The organism is Curtobacterium sp. VKM Ac-2861 (assembly GCF_013204965.1).
GTDB lineage: Bacteria > Actinomycetota > Actinomycetes > Actinomycetales > Microbacteriaceae > Curtobacterium.
Genome location: NZ_JABMLA010000002.1, coordinates 259780 through 279966 on the forward strand (window position 1 = coordinate 259780; position 20187 = coordinate 279966).

Here is a 20187-nt window from a genome sequence, read left to right on the forward strand (position 1 = left end):
CGGGTCAGACGCCCGCGGTGAGCCCGCGAGCCGACAGCGCGGCCTGGATGCGGTCGCCGACCTCGTCGATCGCGCCGAGGCCGTCGACGTCGAGCACGAGACCGCGGTCGCCGTAGGCGCCGACGATCGGGGCCGTCTGCTCGGTGTAGACCTGCTGGCGACGACGGATCGTCTCCTCGTTGTCGTCACTGCGGCCCTGCTGCTCGGCACGCTTGAGCAACCGGCCGACGAGCTCGTCCTGGTCGGCGACGAGCTGCACGACCGCGTCGATCCCGGTGCCCTGCTCGGCGAGCAGCGCGTCGAGGTACTCGACCTGCCCGACCGTGCGGGGGTACCCGTCGAGCAGGAACCCCTCGGCTGCGTCGGCCTCGTTCAGGCGCGACTTCACGAGCTCGTTCGTCAAGGAGTCCGGCACGTAGTCGCCGGCGTCCATGATCGCCTTGGCCTGCACACCGAGCGGCGTGCCCTCTGCGACGTTCTTGCGGAAGATGTCGCCCGTCGAGACCGCCGGGATCCCGAAGGACTCGGCGATCCGTCCGGCCTGGGTGCCCTTCCCCGCTCCGGGGGGTCCGACGATGATGAGACGTGCGCTCAACGGAGAAGCCCTTCGTAGTGACGCTGCTGAAGCTGCGAGTCGATCTGCTTCACGGTCTCGAGACCGACACCCACGATGATCAGGATGCTCGCGCCACCGAACGGGAAGTTCTGGTTCGCGCCGAACAGCGCCAGTGCTGCCAGCGGGATGAGCGCGATGAAACCGAGGTAGAGCGAGCCGGGCAGCGTCACCCGGGTGAGGACGTAGTCGAGGTACTCGGCGGTCGGACGACCGGCACGGATGCCGGGGATGAACCCGCCGTACTTCTTCATGTTGTCGGCGACCTCTTCGGGGTTGAAGGTGATCGCCACGTAGAAGTACGTGAACCCGACGATGAGCAGGAAGTACAGCACCATGTAGAACAGGTTGTCGCCGGAGACGAGGTTGTTCTCGATCCAGGTGACCCACGCCGCGGGCTCGGAGCCGTCCGAGGGCTTGTTGAACTGCGCGACCAGGGCCGGCAGGTACAGCAGCGACGACGCGAAGATGACGGGCACGACGCCGGCCATGTTCACCTTGATCGGGATGTACGTGTTGTTGCCGCCGTACGTGCGTCGGCCGACCATGCGCTTGGCGTACTGCACCGGGATCCGCCGCTGCGACTGCTCGACGAACACGACGGCCATCATGATGACCAGTCCGACCAGGATGACGAACAGGAAGAGCTCGAACGACTGCGACTGCTCGATGGCCCACAGCGCCGACGGGAACTGCGCCGCGATCGACGTGAAGATGAGGAGCGACATGCCGTTGCCGATGCCGCGCTCGGTGACGAGCTCGCCCATCCACATGATGAGGCCGGTACCGGCGGTCAGCGTGACGACCATGAGCATGATCGCGTACCAGCTGTCGTTCGAGATGATCGACGAGCAGGAGGACGACGCGTTCGTGCCGAAGAGGGCACCCGAGCGGGCGACCGTGATCAGGGTGGTGGACTGCAGCACGCCCAGCGCGATCGTGAGGTAGCGCGTGTACTGCGTCAGCTTCGCCTGACCGGACTGACCCTCCTTGTAGAGGGAGTCGAAGTGCGGGATGACCACGCGCAGGAGCTGCACGATGATCGACGACGTGATGTACGGCATGATGCCGAGCGCGAAGACCGAGAGCTTCAGCAGCGCGCCGCCGGAGAACAGGTTGATCAGGTCGTAGAGACCGCCGGACGACGAGGCGCTGGCGAGACAGCTCTGCACGGCCGCGTAGTCGACGAACGGTGCCGGGATGTACGACCCGAGGCGGAACAGCGCGATGATCGCGAGGGTGAAGCCGATCTTCTTGCGAAGATCAGGGGTGCGCATGATGCGCGCGACCGCTCTGAACACGAGGACTCCGAACTTCTGGGACCGGGGCCGTCGATCGCGGCCGTTCCGGTGTCGGTCGGCATGGCCGACCAGGCTGGCGGATGCCGGCCACTGTCAAGGAAACCGTAACGGCGGCCCGTGCGCAAACGCACGGGCCGCCGACGGGGGTTACTGGGAGACGGTGCCGCCAGCAGCCACGATCTTCTCGGCGGCGGACGCCGAGACCTTGTCGACCGTGACCGTGATCTTCACGGTGATGTCACCCTGACCGAGAACCTTGACCTTCTCGTTCTTGCGGACGGCGCCCTTGGCGACCAGGCCCGCAACGGTGACGTCGCCACCATCGGGGTAGAGCTCCGAGATCTTGTCCAGGTTCACGACCTGGTACTCGACCCGGAACGGGTTCTTGAACCCGCGGAGCTTCGGGGTGCGCATGTGCAGCGGCATCTGCCCACCCTCGAAGCCGACCCGGACCTGGTAACGGGCCTTCGTGCCCTTGGTACCACGCCCAGCGGTCTTGCCCTTCGAGCCCTCACCGCGACCCACACGGGTGCGGTCCTTCTTGGCGCCCTCTGCGGGGCGGAGGTGGTGCAGCTTCAGCACCTGCACGCGCTCGTTCTTCTCGTCGCTCATGCGTCGACCTCCTCGACCTTCACGAGGTGCGCCACCGTTGCGATGTACCCGCGGTTCTGGGCGTTGTCCTCACGCTCGACCGTACGGCCGATGCGCTTGAGACCCAGGCTGCGGAGCGTGTCGCGCTGGTACTGCTTCTCGCTGATAACGGACTTGATCTGCGTGATCTTCAGCGTCGCCATCACGCACCTGCCTTCTCGGTCGCGGCACGCAGTGCTGCGGCCTCGGCCTGGAGCAGACGAGCCGGGACGACCCGCTCGACGTCGAGGCCACGACGGCTCGCGACGGCGCGGGGCTCCTCGAGCTGCTTCAGAGCCTCGACGGTCGCGTGCACGATGTTGATGGTGTTCGACGAACCGAGCGACTTGCTCAGGACGTCGTGGATGCCGGCGCACTCGAGCACGGCGCGGACGGGACCACCGGCGATGACACCGGTACCCGGGCCGGCCGGACGCAGGAGGACGACGCCAGCAGCGGCTTCACCCTGCACGGGGTGCGGGATGGTGTTGCCGACGCGGGGGACGCGGAAGAAGTTCTTCTTCGCCTCTTCGACACCCTTGGAGATCGCCGTGGGGACCTCCTTGGCCTTGCCGTAGCCGACGCCCACGAGGCCGTTGCCGTCACCCACGACGACGAGCGCCGTGAAGCTGAAGCGACGACCACCCTTGACGACCTTCGACACGCGGTTGATGGTCACCACGCGCTCGAGGAACTGGCTGTCGCCACCGCGGTTGTTGCGGTCGCGGCCCTGCTGACGGTCACGACCGCCACCACGACGGCCACGGTTGTCGGCCGAGTCGCGGTTGTTCGATGCGGAACCCGCAGCGGTCTCGACGGGACGCTCGGCGACGGCAGGTGCCTCCGCCTCCTTGCCCTTCGCGGCGGTGTCGGTGCCCTCAGCGGCTGCCTCGGCGCCCTCAGCGGTCGCTTCGGTGGCCTCGGGGGCCTCCGTGCTCGCCTCGGTGGTCTCGACGACGTCCGTGGCCTCGACGGCCTCGGTCTTGGCGTCTTCGTTGGTGTTCGCGTTGTCGCTCACAGGTTCAGCCCTCCTTCACGGGCACCATCGGCGATCGCGGCGACGCGACCGGCGTACTTGCTGCCACCGCGGTCGAAGACCACGGCCTCGACGCCAGCCGACTTCGCGCGCTCGGCGAGGAGCTCACCGACGCGACGGGCCTTGGCGGTCTTGTCGCCGTCGAACGAGCGGAGGTCTGCCTCCATCGTCGAGGCGCTTGCGAGGGTGTGACCCTTCGCGTCGTCGATGACCTGCACGAACACGTGACGCGACGAGCGGGTGACGGCGAGACGGGGACGAGCCTCGGTGCCGGTGATCTTCTTGCGGAGACGGTTGTGACGACGCGCCTTGGCGGCCGCCTTGCTCTTGCCTCGTGTCTTGAGGAGTCCCATGATCACTTACCTGACTTTCCGGCCTTGCGGCGCACGTTCTCGCCGGCGTAACGGACACCCTTGCCCTTGTACGGCTCGGGCTTCCGGAGCTTCCGGATGTTCGCCGCCACTTCGCCGACTGCCTGCTTGTCGATGCCGGCGACCGTGACCTTGTTGTTGCCCTCGACCGCGAAGCTGATGCCCGCGGGCGGCTCGACCGTGATCGAGTGGGAGTACCCGAGCGCGAACTCGAGGTTCGAGCCCTTCGCCTGCACGCGGTAACCGGTGCCGACGACCTCGAGGCCCTTGGTGTAGCCCTGGGTCACGCCGATGATGTTGTTGGCGATGAGGGTACGGGTCAGGCCGTGGAGCGAACGCGACTCGCGCTCGTCGTCCGGACGGGTGACGAGAACCTGGTTCTCCTCGACCTTGGCCTGGATGGGCTCCGCGATGACGAGCGCGAGCTCGCCCTTCGGGCCCTTGACCGCCACGCTCTGACCGTCAACGGAGACGGTCACGCCGGCGGGGATGTCGATGGGAAGACGTCCGATTCGTGACATTGTCGATCACCACACGTAGGCGAGGACTTCCCCACCCACGCCCTTCTGCTCGGCTTCGCGGTCGGTCAGCAGGCCGGACGAGGTCGAGAGGATCGCCACGCCGAGGCCACCGAGGACCTGGGGGATCTCCGTCGACTTCGCGTAGACCCGGAGGCCCGGCTTCGACACGCGCTTGATGCCGGCGATCGAACGCTCGCGCTCGGGGCCGTACTTCAGGTCGATGGTGAGGGTCTGCCCGACTCGGGCGTCCTCCACCTTCCACTCGCTGATGTAGCCCTCACGCTTGAGGATGTCGGCGATGTTCTTCTTGAGCTTGGAGCTCGGGAGCGCGACGGCGTCGTGGTGCGCGGAGTTCGCGTTCCGCAATCTGGTCAGCATGTCTGCGACCGGATCGGTCATCGTCATGATGTTCGTCCATTTCTCGCCTGGTTTCGACACCCGTTCCACGAATGCCGACCTGAGCGATCGAGTGATCCCGGGGCGGTTCCCCAGGATCGGTGTGTTCGTGCGTGCGGGCCGGAGGACGTGAATCCTCCGGCCCGCACCGCCCGAAGTAGTTTAGACCGTCTGCTCGTTGGAGCGGAACGGGAAGCCGAGCTGACGGAGCAGCGCGCGTCCCTCGTCGTCCGTCTTCGCGGTGGTGACGACAGTGATGTCGAAGCCGCGGACACGGTCGATGCGGTCCTGGTCGATCTCGTGGAACACGGACTGCTCCGAGAGACCGAACGTGTAGTTGCCGTTCCCGTCGAACTGCTTGTCGCTGAGACCGCGGAAGTCGCGGATGCGGGGCAGTGCGAGGGAGATCAGGCGGTCGAGGAACTCCCAGGCGCGGTCACCACGGAGGGTGACGTGCGCACCGATCGCCTGACCCTCGCGCAGCTTGAACTGCGCGATGGACTTGCGAGCGATGTTGACCTGGGGCTTCTGACCCGTGATCGCCGTGAGGTCCTTGATGGCCCCCTCGATGATCTTCGAGTCGCGAGCGGCCTCGCCGACACCGGTGTTCACGACGACCTTGACCAGGCCGGGGACCTGGTTGACGTTCGCGTAGCCGAACTGCTCGGTGAGCGTGGCCTTGATCTCGTCCTTGTACTTCTGCTTGAGGCGCGGCTGGGCCTTGGGGGCCTCAGTCGTTGCAGTCGTGTCAGTCATCAGAGCGTTTCACCTGACTTCTTGGCGTAGCGGACACGGACGGTCTTCTTGACCCCGCCCTTCTCCACCTCTTCGGTACGGAAGCCGACGCGGGTCGGCTTCTTCGTCTTCGGGTCGACGAGCGCGACGTTGGACACGTGGATCGAGGCTTCGTGCTTCTCGATGCCACCCGTCTTCGAGCCGCGCTGCGTCTGGCCGACGCGGACGTGCTTCGTGACGAAGTTCACGCCCTCGACGACGACGCGCTGCTTGTCCTTGAGGACCTCGATGACCTTGCCCTGCTTGCCACGGTCGCCGCCACGCTCCTGCGTCGCGCCCGTGATGACCTGGACGAGGTCACCCTTCTTGATGTTCGCCATGGCTTACAGCACCTCCGGCGCGAGCGAGATGATCTTCATGAACTTCTTGTCACGGAGCTCGCGACCGACCGGACCGAAGATGCGCGTGCCGCGCGGGTCGCCGTCGGCCTTGAGGATCACTGCCGCGTTCTCGTCGAACTTGATGTAGGAGCCGTCCTGACGACGGGTCTCCTTCTTGGTGCGAACGATGACCGCCTTCACGACGTCACCCTTCTTCACGTTGCCGCCGGGGATGGCGTCCTTCACCGTGGCGACGATGACGTCACCGAGACCGGCGTAGCGACGACCCGAACCACCGAGCACGCGGATGGTCAAGATCTCCTTGGCACCCGTGTTGTCGGCGATCTTCAGGCGGGATTCCTGCTGAATCACTGCTGTCTCCTATTCCGAAGCAGGCCGAGGCCTACTTGGCCTTCTCGAGGATCTCGACCAGGCGCCAGCGCTTGGAAGCGCTGAGGGGACGGGTCTCGCTGATCACGACGAGGTCGCCGACACCAGCGGTGCCGAGTTCGTCGTGGGCCTTCACCTTGGACGTGCGACGGATGATCTTGCCGTAGAGCGCGTGCTTCACGCGGTCCTCGACCTCGACCACGATGGTCTTGTCCATCTTGTCGCTGGTCACGTAGCCGCGACGCGTCTTGCGGTAGCCGCGAGTGAGGGCGGCGGAGGTCTTCTCTTCGTTCGCCATTACTTCTCCTCGGCGGTCTCGGCCTCGGTCGACTCAGCCGGCTTGTCAGCCTTCTTCGTCGTCTTCTTGGCCTTGGTGGCGGTCTCGACGGGCGCGGGAGTGGCACGGATGCCGAGCTCGCGCTCGCGGAGGACGGTGTAGATGCGAGCGATGTCGCGCTTGACGGCACGGAGACGACCGTGGCTCTCCAGCTGGCCGGTGGCCGACTGGAAGCGGAGGTTGAAGAGTTCCTCCTTGGCCTTCTTCAGCTCGTCAGCGAGACGCTCGTTCTCGAACGTGTCGAGCTCCGTCGGACGGAGCTCCTTGGAACCGATCGCCATTATGCGTCGCCCTCCTCGCGCTTGATGATGCGTGCCTTGAGGGGCAGCTTGTGGATTGCACGGGTCAGCGCCTCACGGGCGATGTCCTCGGTGACGCCGGAGAGCTCGAAGAGCACACGACCCGGCTTGACGTTGGCGACCCACCACTCGGGCGAGCCCTTACCGGAACCCATGCGGGTCTCAGCCGGCTTCTTCGTGAGCGGGCGGTCCGGGTAGATGTTGATCCAGACCTTGCCGCCACGCTTGATGTGACGCGTCATGGCGATACGAGCGGACTCGATCTGACGGTTGGTCACGTACGCCGGGGTGAGGGCCTGGATGCCGTAGTCGCCGAAGCTGACCTTGGTACCACCGGTTGCCTGACCCGAACGCTTCGGGTGGTGCTGCTTACGGTGCTTGACTCGACGGGGAATAAGCATGGTTACGCCTCAACTCCTGCGCCGGCCGGCGCGTCCTGCGGGGCCTGCTGCGGGCGGCGGTCACCGCGGTCGCCGCCACGACGGTCGCCGCCACGGTCGCCACGCTCACCGCGCGGGCCGCCACGACGCTCGGGGCGCGACGAACGCTGGTTCGCCTGCTCGCGAGCGAGCTCCTTGTTCGTGATGTCGCCCTTGTAGATCCAGACCTTCACGCCGATGCGGCCGAACGTGGTCCGGGCCTCGTAGAAGCCGTAGTCGATGTTCGCGCGGAGGGTGTGCAGCGGCACACGGCCTTCGCGGTAGAACTCCGAACGGGACATCTCGGCGCCGCCGAGACGGCCCGACACCTGGATGCGGACACCCTTGGCGCCGGCGCGCTGTGCACCCTGCAGGCCCTTGCGCATGGCGCGACGGAACGCGACACGAGCGGAGAGCTGCTCGGCGATGCCCTGCGCGACGAGCTGGGCCTCGGTCTCGGGGTTCTTGACCTCGAGGATGTTCAGCTGGATCTGCTTCTTGGTGAGCTTCTCGAGCTCACCGCGAACGCGCTCCGCCTCGGCGCCGCGGCGGCCGATGACGATGCCCGGACGCGCCGTGTGGATGTCCACGCGGACACGGTCACGGGTGCGCTCGAGCTCGATGCGAGCAACACCGGCGCGGTCGAGGGTCTTCTTCAGGTACTCGCGCACCTTGATGTCCTCGGCCACGTAGTCGGCGTAGCGCTGACCGGCCTTCTTGCTGTCGGTGAACCAGTGCGAGACGTGGTCCGTCGTGATCCCGAGACGGAAGCCGTACGGGTTGACCTTCTGGCCCATTAGTTGCTCGCCTTCTTGCTCGTCGCGGCAGCCTCGGCCTCTTCCGGCGTCGCGAGGACGACCGTGATGTGGCTGGTGCGCTTGTTGATGCGGAAGGCCCGGCCCTGGGCGCGCGGCTGGAACCGCTTCAGGGTCGTTCCCTCGTCGACGAAGACGCGGCTCACGTAGAGGTCGCGCTCGTCGAGGAAGCTGTTCGTCGAGTCAGCCTTCACCCGGGCGTTCGCGATCGCCGAGGCGACCAGCTTGTACACGGGCTCCGAAGCGCCCTGGGGGGCGAACTTCAGGATGGCGAGCGCCTCGTGGGCCTGCTTGCCGCGGATCAGCTCGATGACGCGACGGGCCTTCTGAGGCGTGACGCGGATGTGTCGCACGCGTGCGATCGACTCCACCATTTCGTTCCTCCTCTGCGTCCCCGCGTTAGCGGCGACGGCCCTTCTTGTCGTCCTTCACGTGACCACGGAAGGTGCGGGTCGGCGCGAACTCGCCGAGCTTGTGACCGACCATCGACTCGGTGACGAACACCGGGATGTGCTTGCGGCCGTCGTGCACCGCGATGGTGTGACCGAGCATGTTCGGGACGATCATCGACCGTCGCGACCAGGTACGGATCACGTTCTTGGTGTTGGCCTCGTTCTGCGTGACGACCTTGCGGAGCAGGTGCTCGTCGACGAAGGGGCCCTTCTTCAGACTGCGTGGCATCTTCTGAACTCCTACTTGCGCTTCTTGCCGGCGTTACGGCGACGGACGATGAGCTTGTCGCTCGGCTTGTTCGGCTTGCGCGTGCGACCCTCGGCCTGGCCCCAGGGGCTGACCGGGTGACGACCACCGGAGGTCTTGCCCTCGCCACCACCGTGGGGGTGGTCGACCGGGTTCATCGCGACACCACGCACGGTCGGGCGGACGCCCTTCCAGCGCATGCGGCCGGCCTTGCCCCAGTTGATGTTCGACTGCTCGGCGTTGCCAACCTCGCCGATCGTGGCGCGGCAGCGTGCGTCGACGTTGCGGACCTCGCCCGACGGCAGACGGAGCTGCGCGTAGGGGCCGTCCTTGGCGACGAGACGCACCGAGGCGCCGGCCGAGCGGGCCATCTTCGCGCCGCCACCGGGGCGGAGCTCGATGGCGTGCACGACGGTACCCACGGGGATGTTGCGCAGCGGCAGGTTGTTGCCGGGCTTGATGTCGGCGCCGGGGCCCTGCTCGATGACGTCGCCCTGCTTGAGCTTGTTCGGCGCGATGATGTACCGCTTCGTGCCGTCCACGTAGTGCAGGAGCGCGATGCGCGCAGTGCGGTTGGGGTCGTACTCGATGTGAGCGACCTTGGCGTCCACGCCGTCCTTGTCGGAGCGACGGAAGTCGATCACGCGGTACTGGCGCTTGTGGCCACCACCGATGTGACGCGTGGTGATGCGGCCGGAGCTGTTGCGACCACCGGTCTTCGGCAGCGGACGAAGCAGGGACTTCTCCGGAGTCGAACGGGTGATCTCAGCGAAGTCGGCGACCGACGAGCCGCGACGACCGGGGGTCGTCGGCTTGTAGTTACGAATAGCCATGATTTATCCCTCTGGTCCTCAGCCGACAGCCGTGAAGATGTCGATCGAACCGGACTTGAGCGTCACGATGGCGCGCTTGGTGTCCTTGCGCTTGCCGAGACCGAACTTGGTGCGACGGGTCTTGCCCGGGCGGTTCAGCGTGTTGATGCTCGCGACCTTGACCTCGAAGATCTTCTCGATGGCGAGCTTGATCTCGGTCTTGTTCGAACGGGGGTCCACGATGAACGTGTACTTGCCCTGGTCGATGAGCGCGTAGCTCTTCTCCGAGACGACCGGCGAGATGATGACGTCGCGCGGGTCCTTGTTGAAGCCGCTCATGCGGTGATCTCCTTCGCGGTCTTCGACGCGATGAAGGCGTCGAGGGCGCTCTTGCTGAAGACGACGGCGTCCGACTTGAGGACGTCGTAGGCGTTCAGCTGGCCGTACGAGAGCGCGTGGACGTTCGGCAGGTTGCGGATCGACTTGAGCGTCAGCTCGTCGTTCGACTCGAGCACGATCAGCACGTGCTTGACGGGCGCGACCTTCTCGAGGAGCGTGCGAGCGACCTTGGTCGACGGCACGTCGGCCTCGACGAAGCCGTCGACAGCCGAGATGCGGCCACCGCGGGCGCGGTCCGAGAGCGAGCCGAGCAGCGCTGCGGCGATCATCTTCTTGGGGGTGCGCTGCGAGTAGTCGCGGGGGGTCGGTCCGTGGACGACGCCACCACCGGTGTGCTCGGGAGCACGGACGGAACCCTGACGGGCGCGGCCGGTGCCCTTCTGCTTGAACGGCTTGCGACCGGCACCGCGGACTTCGCCGCGGTTCTTGGTCTTGTGGGTGCCCTGACGCGCGGCTGCGAGCTGCGCGGTGACGACCTGGTGGATCAGCGGGACGTTGGTCTCGACGTCGAAGAGAGCTGCGGGCAGCTCGACGGTGCCGGACTTGACACCCGATGCGTCGAGGACGTCGATCGTGGTTGCGGTCGTGGTGGCCATGATCACTTACCCTTCACGGCGGTGCGGACGAAGACGGAGCGGCCACGAGCACCGGGGACGGCGCCCTTGACGAGCAGCAGACCCTTCTCGGCGTCGACGGCGTGCACCGTGAGGTTGAGGACGGTCACGCGGTCGCCACCCATACGACCGGCCATGCGCATGCCCTTGAAGACACGCGACGGGGTCGAGGAAGCACCGATCGAGCCGGGCTTGCGGTGGTTGCGGTGTGCACCGTGCGAGGCGCCGACGCCGTGGAAGCCGTGGCGCTTCATGACACCGGCGAAGCCCTTGCCCTTGGAGGTACCGACGACGTCGACCTTCTGGCCCGCCGTGAACGTGCCGTCCACGGTGAGCTCCTGGCCGAGCGTGTACTCAGCGGAGTCGTTGGTCCGGATCTCGGTGAGGGTGCGACGCGGGGTCACGCCAGCGGCCTCGAAGTGGCCAGCGGCCGGCTTGTTGACCTTGCGCGGGTCGATGGCACCGGCGGCGATCTGGATCGCCTCGTAGCCGTCGCGCTCAGCGTTGCGGATCTGGGTGACCACGTTCGGGCCGACCTCGATCACGGTGACGGGGATGAACTTGTTGTTCTCGTCCCACACCTGGGTCATCCCGAGCTTCTTGCCGAGGAGGCCCTTGACGGTCTTGGTTGAGTTCGCCATTGGTCAGCCCCCTTACAGCTTGATCTCGATGTTGACGTCTGCCGGCAGGTCGAGTCGCATGAGCGAGTCAACGGCCTTCGGCGTCGGGTCGACGATGTCGATGACCCGCTTGTGCGTGCGCTTCTCGAAGTGCTCGCGCGAGTCCTTGTACTTGTGAGGGGAACGGATCACTGCGATCACGTTCTTCTCGGTGGGGAGTGGCACCGGGCCGACCACGGTTGCACCGGCACGGGTCACCGTGTCGACGATCTTCCGGGCCGACGTGTCGATGACCTCGTGGTCATACGACTTGAGCCGGATGCGGATCTTCTGTCCCGCCATGTGTCTCTTGTCCTCTCTCTGCGCCGCGCACCCGCAGGCCGCCTGACGCCGCTCGGCTCCGCATTGCTGCAGACCGTGCTGTTTTCCTGAACCAACCGGCCGCATCCGCTGGGGATGACCGCTGTTCACCTGTCAACCGCGCGGGCGACCTTGGCCGTCCAGCGTGGGCAATCGACTTCCTCGCACTCCGGGCGCAACAGTGTCGCGTCCGTCATGACCTCGGGGAGTCGTGTTCTGCTGCCTGCGGCCCAACCCAGCCCTGCTGAACAGGGGGGTTGTGCACTGCCAGAGCAGTGATCCTGCGGACTCGCACCCGCGGGGAATTCGGAACCGGACAAGTCTCGCATGTCCCGAGCCCACGTGCAACCCGGGCGTGTCGCGATGTGCCGGGCGTGTCGACACCGGCTCGCTTCCCCGGATCCACGCGGATCGGACGGCCTGGAGGCACGGGTCGCCGCCGCAACGCGGAGCGCCCTCCGGACATGGTCCGGAGGGCGCTCGTGGAGACGGTTACTCGGCCGTCACCGGAGGGACGAACCACGGCGGGAAGACCGCCACGCGCGGCGCGTGGCCGCCGTGGTCGGCGAGCACCGCACGGACCGTCTGACGGGCCTTGTCGTTCGGGACACCGATCACCGCAACGGACGAGAACGGCACGCTCGGCCCCGCGAGGAGCTCGAGTCCGAGCATCTCGGGGTCGGAGAAGTCGGTGCGGCGGATCAGGTTCGTCCCGGCGTCGGGGCCGACGGCGAACCGGACGTCGTCGGCGTCGGCGTCCTGGTCGGCGACGACCACCGAGTCACCGAACGCCGAGACCGGGACGACGAGCACGACGTAGTCCACCGCGCGCGTGCGTCGGGCGGCGTCGGACCACCGCTCCCCGACGGCGCCGGTGCGGAGTTCGTCCCACCGGACGGCATCCGGCGACAGGGTGAACGGCACGTGGCTCGCGATGGTGCTGCCGTCGGGCGCTTCGGCCTCGGCGCGTGCGGCCCGGGTCTCGGGGCTGCTGACGTCGACGGCGGGCTCCGCCTGGTCGGCCGCCAGGATGGCGCCGGACCCGACGATGCCGTCGAGGTTGTCGATGTGGGTCACGTGGTGCGCACGCAGCGACGCGAACACCCGAGCCTCGGGCAGGTCGGCCGACGACGACCGGAGCGACGTCGGTGAGCGCAGCGACGTCCCGGGGCCGGAGGCCGGCGGGTCGACGCGCAGGTTGGTGGTGATGCGGGTCCGCCGTGGCGCCGGAGCGGCTGGGATCGCCGACTCCTCACGCTGCCGGGGCGCGCAGATGTCGCAGAGCTCGGTGGGGAAACCGTGGATGCACTCGTCAGTCACGACTGTTGTGGGTCCTTCCGTGCCGTGTGGGGTGGTCCGGCACGTCGACCAACGCTACGTCATCCGGACGCTCCCGGGGTCATTGTCGGTAGAGCAGTGCCCGGACCTCGGACTCGGCGGCGTGGATCCGGGCCGGATCGATGGTCTCGCCGTGCTCGTAGGCGTCGAGCAGCCGCGGGTCGATGTAGCTCTGCCGGCACACCGTCGGGGTGTTGCCGAGCTCGTCGCTCGCGGCCTTCACGGCATGGGACACCGCACGCTTCCGCTTCGCCTGCGACGACAGCGGACCGGTCTGGGCAAGGTCGACGGCCGCAGCCACCGTGCCGTGCAGGGTGCGGAAGTCCTTCGCCGTGAAGTCGTCACCAGCACGCTCCTTGACGTAGGCGTTGATGTCCTCGGCGGACAACGGCTCCCACTCGTCACCGCGGCGTTCGCGGAACGACAGCAGTCGGGCGTTCGACCCACGGCGCTTCATGCCGGCGATCACCGTCGCGAGGTCGGCGTCGTGGATCGACGACGACCACTCCTGCCCGCTCTTGCCGGGGAAGTCGAGCTCGATGTCGTCACCGGAGACGTGGGCGTGCGCGCACAGCAGGGTCGACAGTCCGCGGCTGCCGTGCTCGCTGGCGTACCGCTCCGATCCGACCCGCAGCGAGCCCTGGTCGAGCATCCGGAACGCTGCGGCCAGCGCTCGGCGGCGATCGGGTTCCGGTCGTCGGAGGTCCTGCGTGACCCCGCGCCGTGCGACCGGCAGCGACTCCGCGAGGGCGAGCGCCCGGTCGTACTTGATCCGGTCCATCCGTTCGCGCCACGACGGGTGGTACATGTACTGGCGGCGTCCGGCTCCGTCGATGCCGGTCGCGAGGACGTGCCCGTTCTCGTACGGCGAGATCCAGACGTCGTCCCAGGCCGGCGGAATGACGAGGTCCTCGAGCCGCTGACGCACCGAGGCATCGGTGACGGTCGCACCGTCGGGGTCACGGTACGAGAAGCCGCGGCCGCTCCGGACACGGTGGTAGCCACGACCGGAGGTCGTGGAACGGCGCAGACGAGTCACCCGGCCGAGCCAACTCCCCGCTGCCTGGGACGCCGTACGGGGCGGACGGACGCCGTCGTGGCGGGCGTACCCCGGGCCTCCCGTCCGCCGCCCGCCAGGGCCGTGAGCGGCCGACAGTGGCTCCGAGCGCTGCCACGTCGACCGGGGCAACGACACAGCGGGGCCGAGCCCGAAGGCTCGACCCCGCTGCGGCAGGTAACCGGAGTTACTTGAGGATCTTCTCGACCGTACCGGCGCCGACCGTACGACCACCCTCACGGATGGCGAAACGGAGGCCCTCTTCCATGGCGATCGGCTGGATCAGCTCGACGGTCATGGCGACGGTGTCACCGGGCATGACCATCTCGGTGCCCTCGGGCAGCGTGATGACGCCGGTGACGTCCGTGGTGCGGAAGTAGAACTGCGGACGGTAGTTCGCGTAGAACGGGTTGTGACGCCCGCCCTCTTCCTTGGTCAGGATGTAGGAGTTCGCCTGGAACTCGGTGTGCGGCGTGACCGAACCCGGCTTCACGACGACCTGGCCGCGCTCCACGTCCTCGCGCTTGAGGCCACGGATGAGCAGACCGGTGTTGTCACCGGCGACCGCCTGGTCGAGCAGCTTGCGGAACATCTCGATGCCCGTGACCGTGGTCTTCTGCGTCGCGCGGATGCCGACGATCTCGACCTCGGCGTTCAGGTTGAGCGTTCCACGCTCGACGCGACCGGTGACGACCGTGCCACGACCGGTGATCGTGAAGACGTCCTCGATCGGCATCAGGAACGGCTGGTCGGTGGCGCGCACCGGGTCCGGCACGTGCTCGTCGACCTGGGCCATGAGCTCCTGGACCGACTTGACCCACTTCTCGTCGCCCTCGAGCGCCTTGAGCGCCGAGACCTGCACGACGGGGGCGTCCTCGTCGAACTGCTGCGAGCCGAGGAGCTCGCGGACCTCGAGCTCGACGAGCTCCAGGATCTCCTCGTCGTCCACCATGTCGGACTTGTTCAGCGCGACGACGATGTAGGGGACGCCGACCTGGCGGGCGAGCAGCACGTGCTCACGCGTCTGGGGCATCGGGCCGTCGGTGGCGGCGACCACGAGGATCGCGCCGTCCATCTGCGCCGCACCCGTGATCATGTTCTTCACGTAGTCGGCGTGACCGGGGGCGTCGACGTGCGCGTAGTGACGCTTCTCGGTCTGGTACTCGACGTGCGAGATGTTGATCGTGATGCCGCGCTGGCGCTCCTCGGGAGCGTTGTCGATCTGCGCGAAGTCACGGGCCTCGTTGAGGTCCGGGTACTGGTCGTGCAGAACCTTGGTGATCGCCGCCGTGAGCGTGGTCTTGCCGTGGTCGACGTGACCGATGGTTCCGATGTTGACGTGCGGCTTGGTGCGCTCGAACTTGGCCTTGGCCACTGTGGGTCCTCCTCAGGACTCGGAAGCGTCATCCCCGGCCGGCCCTGGATGGGCTCGCGACCGTTGATGCGCGGTGTGTGTCTGTACTTTACTTGGTGGCGAGGGACCCGTCGCCGGGCACCCCCGCCTGTGGAGAAGCGCTGAGCGCTACTCCCCCGCGTTCTTCGCGATGATCTCCTCGGCGACCTTGGCCGGGACCTGGCTGTAGGTCTCGAAGGTCATCGAGTAGACCGCACGACCAGAGGTCTTCGACCGCAGGTCGCCGACGTAGCCGAACATCTCGGACAGCGGCACGCTCGCGCGGACCACCTTGACGCCCGAGGCGTCCTCCATCGAGGCGATCTGGCCACGACGGGAGTTCAGGTCACCGATGACGTCGCCCATGTACTCCTCAGGAGTACGGACCTCGACGGCCATGATCGGCTCGAGGATCGCGGGACCGGCCTTGCGGGCCGCTTCCTTGTAGGCGATGGAACCGGCGATCTTGAACGCCATCTCGGACGAGTCGACGTCGTGCGCCGCGCCGTCCTTGAGGATGGCCTTCACGCCGACGGTCGGGTAGCCCGCGAGGATGCCGACCTGCATGGCGTCCTGGATACCGGCGTCGACCGAGGGGATGTACTCGCGCGGGACACGGCCACCGGAGGTCGCGTTGACGAACTCGTAGACCTTCTCGCTCGTGACCTCCATCGGCTCGAGCGCGATCTGCACCTTCGCGAACTGACCGGAACCACCGGTCTGCTTCTTGTGGGTGTAGTCGTAGCGCTCGACGATCTTGGTGAGCGTCTCGCGGTAGGCCACCTGGGGCTTGCCGACGCTCGCCTCGACGTGGAACTCGCGCTTCATGCGGTCGACGAGGATGTCGAGGTGGAGCTCGCCCATGCCCTTGATCGTCGTCTGACCGGTCTCGGCGTTGAGCTCGACGCGGAACGTCGGGTCCTCTTCGGCGAGCTTCTGGATGGCCGTGGAGAGCTTCTCCTGGTCAGCCTTCGTGTTCGGCTCGATCGCGACCTCGATGACCGGCTCCGGGAACGTCATCGACTCGAGGACGACCTGGTTGGTCGGGTCGCACAGGGTGTCACCGGTGGTGGTGTCCTTGAGGCCGATGACCGCGTAGATGTGGCCAGCGGTCACGTTGGCGACCGGGTTCTCCTTGTTGGAGTGCATCTGGAAGATCTTCCCGATGCGCTCCTTCTTGCCCTTGGTCGAGTTGATGACCTGTGCGCCGGACTCGATCGAGCCGGAGTACACGCGGACGTAGGTGAGGCGACCGAAGAAGGGGTGCACCGCGACCTTGAACGCGAGAGCCGAGAACGGCTCCGACGCGTCGGGCTTGCGGATGATCTCCTTCTCCTCGTCCTTGACGTCGTGGCCGATCATCGGCGGCACGTCGAGCGGGGACGGGAGGTAGTCGATGACGGCGTCGAGCATCGGCTGGACACCGCGGTTCTTGAACGCGGAACCGCACAGCACCGGGTAGAGCGTGCTGCTCACGGTGAGGGCGCGGATCGCGGCCTTGATCTCGTCGACCGAGAAGTCGGTGTCGCCCTCGAGGTAACGCTCCATGAGGACGTCGTCCGCCTCGGCCACGCGCTCGATGAGCTTCTCGCGGTACTCGGCGGCGCGGTCCTGCAGGTCGGCCGGGATCTCTTCGATCTCGTACTTCGCACCCATCGCGACGTCACCCTTGGCGTCGCCGCGCCAGGTGAGTGCACGCATCTGGACGAGGTCGACGACGCCTTCGAACGAGCTCTCCGAACCGATCGGCAGCTGGAGCACGAGGGGCTCCGCACCGAGGCGGTTGATGATCGTGTCGACGGTGTAGTAGAAGTCCGCGCCGAGCTTGTCCATCTTGTTGACGAAGCAGATGCGCGGGACGTTGTACTTGTCAGCCTGACGCCACACGGTCTCGGACTGGGGCTCGACGCCCTCCTTGCCGTCGAAGACGGCAACCGCACCGTCGAGGACGCGGAGCGAACGCTCCACCTCGACCGTGAAGTCCACGTGACCGGGGGTGTCGATGATGTTGATCTGGTTGTTGTCCCAGAAGCAGGTCGTCGCGGCCGACGTGATCGTGATGCCGCGCTCCTGCTCCTGCGCCATCCAGTCCATCGTGGCAGCGCCGTCGTGGACCTCACCGATCTTGTGCGTGATGCCCGTGTAGAACAGGATGCGCTCGGTCGTCGTGGTCTTGCCGGCATCGATGTGCGCCATGATGCCGATGTTGCGGACCTTGTTCAGGTCGGTGAGCACGTCCTGTGCCACAGGGTTCCTCCGGAAGAGTTGTAGGAGAGGTTGGCGGCCGTCCGGGCGCCGGGGTTCTTGACCACCGGTGCCCGGACGGTGCCGGGACTACCAGCGGTAGTGGGCGAAGGCCTTGTTCGACTCGGCCATCTTGTGCGTGTCCTCGCGGCGCTTGACCGCGGCACCGAGACCGTTCGACGCGTCGAGGATCTCGTTCATGAGACGCTCGGTCATCGTCTTCTCGCGACGGGCCTTGGCGTACGAGGTCAGCCAGCGGAGCGCGAGGGTGTTCGCGCGGTGCGGCTTGACTTCGACCGGGACCTGGTAGGTCGAGCCACCGACGCGGCGGCTGCGGACCTCGAGGGTCGGACGGACGTTGTCGAGTGCCTTCTTGAGCGTGACGACAGCATCCTGCTGGTTCTTGGCAGTGACGCCCTCGAGTGCACCGTAGACGATGCGCTCGGCGAGGCCCTTCTTGCCGTCGAGCAGGATCTTGTTGACGAGCTGGCTGACGATCGGCGCACCGTAGACCGGGTCGGCGACGACGGGGCGCTTGGGGGCGGGACCCTTACGAGGCATCTAACTCAACCCTTCTTCGCGCCGTAGCGGCTACGAGCCTGCTTACGGTTCTTCACGGCCTGGGTGTCCAGGGCGCCACGGATGATCTTGTACCGCACACCGGGGAGGTCCTTCACACGACCGCCACGGACGAGCACCATCGAGTGCTCCTGGAGGTTGTGGCCCTCACCGGGGATGTACGCCGTGACCTCGGTGCCGTTCGAGAGCTTCACACGAGCGACCTTGCGCAGTGCGGAGTTCGGCTTCTTCGGGGTGGTGGTGTAGACGCGGGTGCACACACCACGCTGCTGGGGGTTCGCCTTCAGGGCGGGCGCCTTGGTCTTGGTGACCTTCGGCGTACGACCCTTGCGAACCAGCTGCTGAATAGTAGGCAACTGTTCTCCTGGTTCTTCGCTCGTGCTCTCTGGCCGGCGCGATCCGCCGGCTTCCTCGTCCCACGCTGATGACCGCCTGACGGCGGAGGAACCTGCGGGGGGACGGAGTGGTCCGACTGGGCGATCTCGCTCGCCGGACTTTTCGGGCGCGCCCGAGGGCGCACACCCAGAAGAGACTACCCGCGTAACGGGACGAAATCAATCCGGGCCGGCACCACGCCGGACACCGTCATAAGCCGGTGTCCGAGGACCCGTTGCCGACCGCCGACCGGAACGTCGCACCCGAGCTCGAGAACCCCGTGATGTACCCGCTCGCGTTGACGTTGAGCGGTCCGGCCGTGGCCGTCCCGGTACCGCCCGCGCCGGCGATGTCCGCCGTGAAGGTGGCCCGGCCGAAGGTGGTGGTGGAGACGAGCCAGCCGTTCGTCGTCCAGCTGCCGACGGCGACGGTCGGCCGCGACTCGAGCGTCCACTTCTCGTTCGTGTAGGTGTACGCGGGGTTCTCGCCGTACGCGTAGAAGCTGCACCCGGCCGGCGCTGCGTCGTTCGAGGCGATGCAGCCGTCCACCCAGGCGTCCACGGCCCGCTTCGCCGCCTGGTCGCCCGCGTTCGTGAGCGTCGCGGTCATCTGCACGGGCGTTGAGGTGCTGCCACCGAACCCGCCCACGACGGCGCTGCCTCCAGCGGCCTTGGTCCACTTGCCGCCGTCGTACGTGACCGCGTAGGTGCCGGGGAGGGCGCGGAGACCGACCGTGCCGTCCTTCGGGGTCTTCGTCGACGTGCCCGCGACCTGCACCGAAGCGCCGAACGGGCCCCGGACGCTGACGTCGACGCTGCCGAGCTCCGGCGCCTGCAACTCCCACACGGGGAACACGCCCCAGTCGGTGCCGGTCTTGTCGAGCGTGAAGGTCGCCGCGACGTCACGGCCGGCCTGGCGCAGGTAGGCGCGAACGGTGGCGGTGTCGCCGTCCGTGCGCGTCGCGGCCACCCGGTATCCGGTGACCTTCGCGGTCGCCTTCGCGTACGCGGCGTCGGTGAGGAGCACGTCCGACTTCGTCCGGTCGATGCCCGCTGCATCGAGGGCGTCGGTGACCTTCCCCGCGGTCAGGTCGTCGAGGAACGCCCGCACGGGGCGGTCGGCCGAGTGGGTGGCCGAGCCGACCGAGAACCCGACGACACCGGCGACGAGCAACAGCACGACGGCGGTGCTGCCGGCGATGATCCCGACCAGCTGGCCGCGGCGGAGCTTCCGGCGCGGAGCGCGCGACGCGGTCGGAGCGTACTGCGCGCTCTGCATGGACTGCGTGGCCTGCCCGGCTTGCGCGTTCTGCGCGTTCTGCGCGGCCGCGGGCGTCTCTTGCGTCCCGCGGATCGACGCCACCGACGGCACGGCTCCCCAACCGTCCTGCTGGTCCGGATCCGGCGTGTTCTCGTCGCTCATCGTTCCCCCGTTGCGTGTGCGTCGTGCCCGGG

General features: G+C 67.2%; 29 protein-coding genes. All 29 read right to left on the bottom strand.

Features of this window, described 5'->3' with window-relative positions:
* Window positions 1-4: 4 nt before the first annotated feature.
* Window positions 5-595: an adenylate kinase gene (locus HQQ88_RS06000; protein WP_123293144.1), complete on the bottom strand. Its 591-nt coding sequence runs from the start codon at window positions 593-595 to the stop codon at window positions 5-7.
* Window positions 592-1914 (bottom strand): preprotein translocase subunit SecY, encoded by a 1323-nt coding sequence (secY, locus tag HQQ88_RS06005; RefSeq protein ID WP_111083457.1) that lies wholly within the window; start codon window positions 1912-1914, stop codon window positions 592-594. The genes HQQ88_RS06000 and secY overlap by 4 nt, the downstream gene beginning before the upstream one ends.
* A gap of 147 nt (window positions 1915-2061) precedes the next feature.
* On the bottom strand, window positions 2062-2526 hold the full coding sequence (gene rplO / locus HQQ88_RS06010; protein WP_027466723.1) for a 50S ribosomal protein L15: 465 nt from the start codon (window positions 2524-2526) through the stop codon (window positions 2062-2064).
* Window positions 2523-2708 (bottom strand): 50S ribosomal protein L30, encoded by a 186-nt coding sequence (rpmD, locus tag HQQ88_RS06015; protein ID WP_173168934.1) that lies wholly within the window; start codon window positions 2706-2708, stop codon window positions 2523-2525. The genes rplO and rpmD overlap by 4 nt, the downstream gene beginning before the upstream one ends.
* Complete coding sequence (gene rpsE, locus HQQ88_RS19185; protein ID WP_173168935.1) at window positions 2708-3562, bottom strand: 30S ribosomal protein S5; 855 nt, start codon at window positions 3560-3562, stop codon at window positions 2708-2710. The genes rpmD and rpsE overlap by 1 nt, the downstream gene beginning before the upstream one ends.
* Window positions 3559-3933 (bottom strand): 50S ribosomal protein L18, encoded by a 375-nt coding sequence (gene rplR / locus HQQ88_RS06025; protein WP_031259041.1) that lies wholly within the window; start codon window positions 3931-3933, stop codon window positions 3559-3561. Before rplR ends, rpsE begins: the two co-directional genes overlap by 4 nt.
* Window positions 3934-3935: 2 nt before the next feature.
* On the bottom strand, window positions 3936-4472 hold the full coding sequence (gene rplF / locus HQQ88_RS06030; RefSeq protein ID WP_111083459.1) for a 50S ribosomal protein L6: 537 nt from the start codon (window positions 4470-4472) through the stop codon (window positions 3936-3938).
* A 6-nt stretch (window positions 4473-4478) separates the two neighbouring features.
* A complete protein-coding gene (rpsH, locus tag HQQ88_RS06035; RefSeq protein WP_017885519.1) occupies window positions 4479-4877 on the bottom strand; it encodes a 30S ribosomal protein S8 in 399 nt (132 codons plus the stop codon).
* Window positions 4878-5030: 153 nt separating this feature from the next.
* Window positions 5031-5624: a 50S ribosomal protein L5 gene (gene rplE, locus HQQ88_RS06040; protein ID WP_111083460.1), complete on the bottom strand. Its 594-nt coding sequence runs from the start codon at window positions 5622-5624 to the stop codon at window positions 5031-5033.
* Window positions 5624-5983 (bottom strand): 50S ribosomal protein L24, encoded by a 360-nt coding sequence (gene rplX, locus HQQ88_RS06045; protein WP_111083461.1) that lies wholly within the window; start codon window positions 5981-5983, stop codon window positions 5624-5626. Before rplX ends, rplE begins: the two co-directional genes overlap by 1 nt.
* A gap of 3 nt (window positions 5984-5986) precedes the next feature.
* Window positions 5987-6355, bottom strand: coding sequence for a 50S ribosomal protein L14 (rplN, locus tag HQQ88_RS06050; RefSeq protein ID WP_111083462.1), 369 nt, complete (start codon window positions 6353-6355; stop codon window positions 5987-5989).
* Window positions 6356-6386: 31 nt separating this feature from the next.
* Entirely contained in the window at window positions 6387-6671 is a 285-nt protein-coding gene (gene rpsQ, locus HQQ88_RS06055) for a 30S ribosomal protein S17 (protein ID WP_111083463.1), read from the bottom strand.
* On the bottom strand, window positions 6671-6991 hold the full coding sequence (rpmC, locus tag HQQ88_RS19835; RefSeq protein WP_111083464.1) for a 50S ribosomal protein L29: 321 nt from the start codon (window positions 6989-6991) through the stop codon (window positions 6671-6673). Before rpmC ends, rpsQ begins: the two co-directional genes overlap by 1 nt.
* The gene (gene rplP, locus HQQ88_RS06065) at window positions 6991-7410 is read right to left on the bottom strand and encodes a 50S ribosomal protein L16 (RefSeq protein WP_111083465.1); all 420 of its coding nucleotides are present in this window, start codon (window positions 7408-7410) and stop codon (window positions 6991-6993) included. Before rplP ends, rpmC begins: the two co-directional genes overlap by 1 nt.
* A 2-nt stretch (window positions 7411-7412) precedes the next feature.
* On the bottom strand, window positions 7413-8225 hold the full coding sequence (gene rpsC, locus HQQ88_RS06070; protein WP_017885527.1) for a 30S ribosomal protein S3: 813 nt from the start codon (window positions 8223-8225) through the stop codon (window positions 7413-7415).
* Window positions 8225-8617: a 50S ribosomal protein L22 gene (gene rplV, locus HQQ88_RS06075; protein WP_111083466.1), complete on the bottom strand. Its 393-nt coding sequence runs from the start codon at window positions 8615-8617 to the stop codon at window positions 8225-8227. Before rplV ends, rpsC begins: the two co-directional genes overlap by 1 nt.
* A 25-nt stretch (window positions 8618-8642) precedes the next feature.
* Window positions 8643-8924, bottom strand: coding sequence for a 30S ribosomal protein S19 (rpsS, locus tag HQQ88_RS06080; protein WP_017885529.1), 282 nt, complete (start codon window positions 8922-8924; stop codon window positions 8643-8645).
* A gap of 11 nt (window positions 8925-8935) precedes the next feature.
* On the bottom strand, window positions 8936-9775 hold the full coding sequence (gene rplB / locus HQQ88_RS06085) for a 50S ribosomal protein L2 (RefSeq protein WP_111083467.1): 840 nt from the start codon (window positions 9773-9775) through the stop codon (window positions 8936-8938).
* Window positions 9776-9793: 18 nt separating this feature from the next.
* Window positions 9794-10093, bottom strand: coding sequence for a 50S ribosomal protein L23 (rplW, locus tag HQQ88_RS06090; RefSeq protein WP_111083468.1), 300 nt, complete (start codon window positions 10091-10093; stop codon window positions 9794-9796).
* Window positions 10090-10749, bottom strand: coding sequence for a 50S ribosomal protein L4 (gene rplD, locus HQQ88_RS06095; RefSeq protein ID WP_111083469.1), 660 nt, complete (start codon window positions 10747-10749; stop codon window positions 10090-10092). The genes rplW and rplD overlap by 4 nt, the downstream gene beginning before the upstream one ends.
* 2 nt (window positions 10750-10751) lie before the next feature.
* On the bottom strand, window positions 10752-11408 hold the full coding sequence (gene rplC / locus HQQ88_RS06100; protein ID WP_027466731.1) for a 50S ribosomal protein L3: 657 nt from the start codon (window positions 11406-11408) through the stop codon (window positions 10752-10754).
* Window positions 11409-11420: 12 nt separating this feature from the next.
* Window positions 11421-11729: a 30S ribosomal protein S10 gene (gene rpsJ, locus HQQ88_RS06105; RefSeq protein WP_017885534.1), complete on the bottom strand. Its 309-nt coding sequence runs from the start codon at window positions 11727-11729 to the stop codon at window positions 11421-11423.
* A 510-nt stretch (window positions 11730-12239) separates the two neighbouring features.
* Window positions 12240-13067 (bottom strand): DarT ssDNA thymidine ADP-ribosyltransferase family protein, encoded by an 828-nt coding sequence (locus HQQ88_RS19430; RefSeq protein WP_123293140.1) that lies wholly within the window; start codon window positions 13065-13067, stop codon window positions 12240-12242.
* 79 nt (window positions 13068-13146) lie between these two features.
* The gene (locus HQQ88_RS06115; protein WP_173168936.1) at window positions 13147-14124 is read right to left on the bottom strand and encodes a DNA topoisomerase IB; all 978 of its coding nucleotides are present in this window, start codon (window positions 14122-14124) and stop codon (window positions 13147-13149) included.
* Window positions 14125-14329: 205 nt separating this feature from the next.
* Window positions 14330-15517, bottom strand: coding sequence for an elongation factor Tu (tuf, locus tag HQQ88_RS06120; RefSeq protein WP_123293136.1), 1188 nt, complete (start codon window positions 15515-15517; stop codon window positions 14330-14332).
* A 147-nt stretch (window positions 15518-15664) separates the two neighbouring features.
* Complete coding sequence (fusA, locus tag HQQ88_RS06125; protein ID WP_111083473.1) at window positions 15665-17782, bottom strand: elongation factor G; 2118 nt, start codon at window positions 17780-17782, stop codon at window positions 15665-15667.
* A gap of 87 nt (window positions 17783-17869) precedes the next feature.
* Window positions 17870-18340 (bottom strand): 30S ribosomal protein S7, encoded by a 471-nt coding sequence (rpsG, locus tag HQQ88_RS06130; RefSeq protein WP_055950927.1) that lies wholly within the window; start codon window positions 18338-18340, stop codon window positions 17870-17872.
* Between the two features lie 5 nt (window positions 18341-18345).
* Window positions 18346-18714 carry a 30S ribosomal protein S12 gene (gene rpsL, locus HQQ88_RS06135; RefSeq protein WP_017885540.1) on the bottom strand — a complete coding sequence of 123 codons (369 nt, stop codon included), beginning with the start codon at window positions 18712-18714 and terminating at the stop codon, window positions 18346-18348.
* Window positions 18715-18943: 229 nt separating this feature from the next.
* Window positions 18944-20155, bottom strand: a complete 1212-nt coding sequence (locus HQQ88_RS06140; protein ID WP_173168937.1) for a hypothetical protein — start codon at window positions 20153-20155, stop codon at window positions 18944-18946.
* Window positions 20156-20187: the final 32 nt, after the last annotated feature.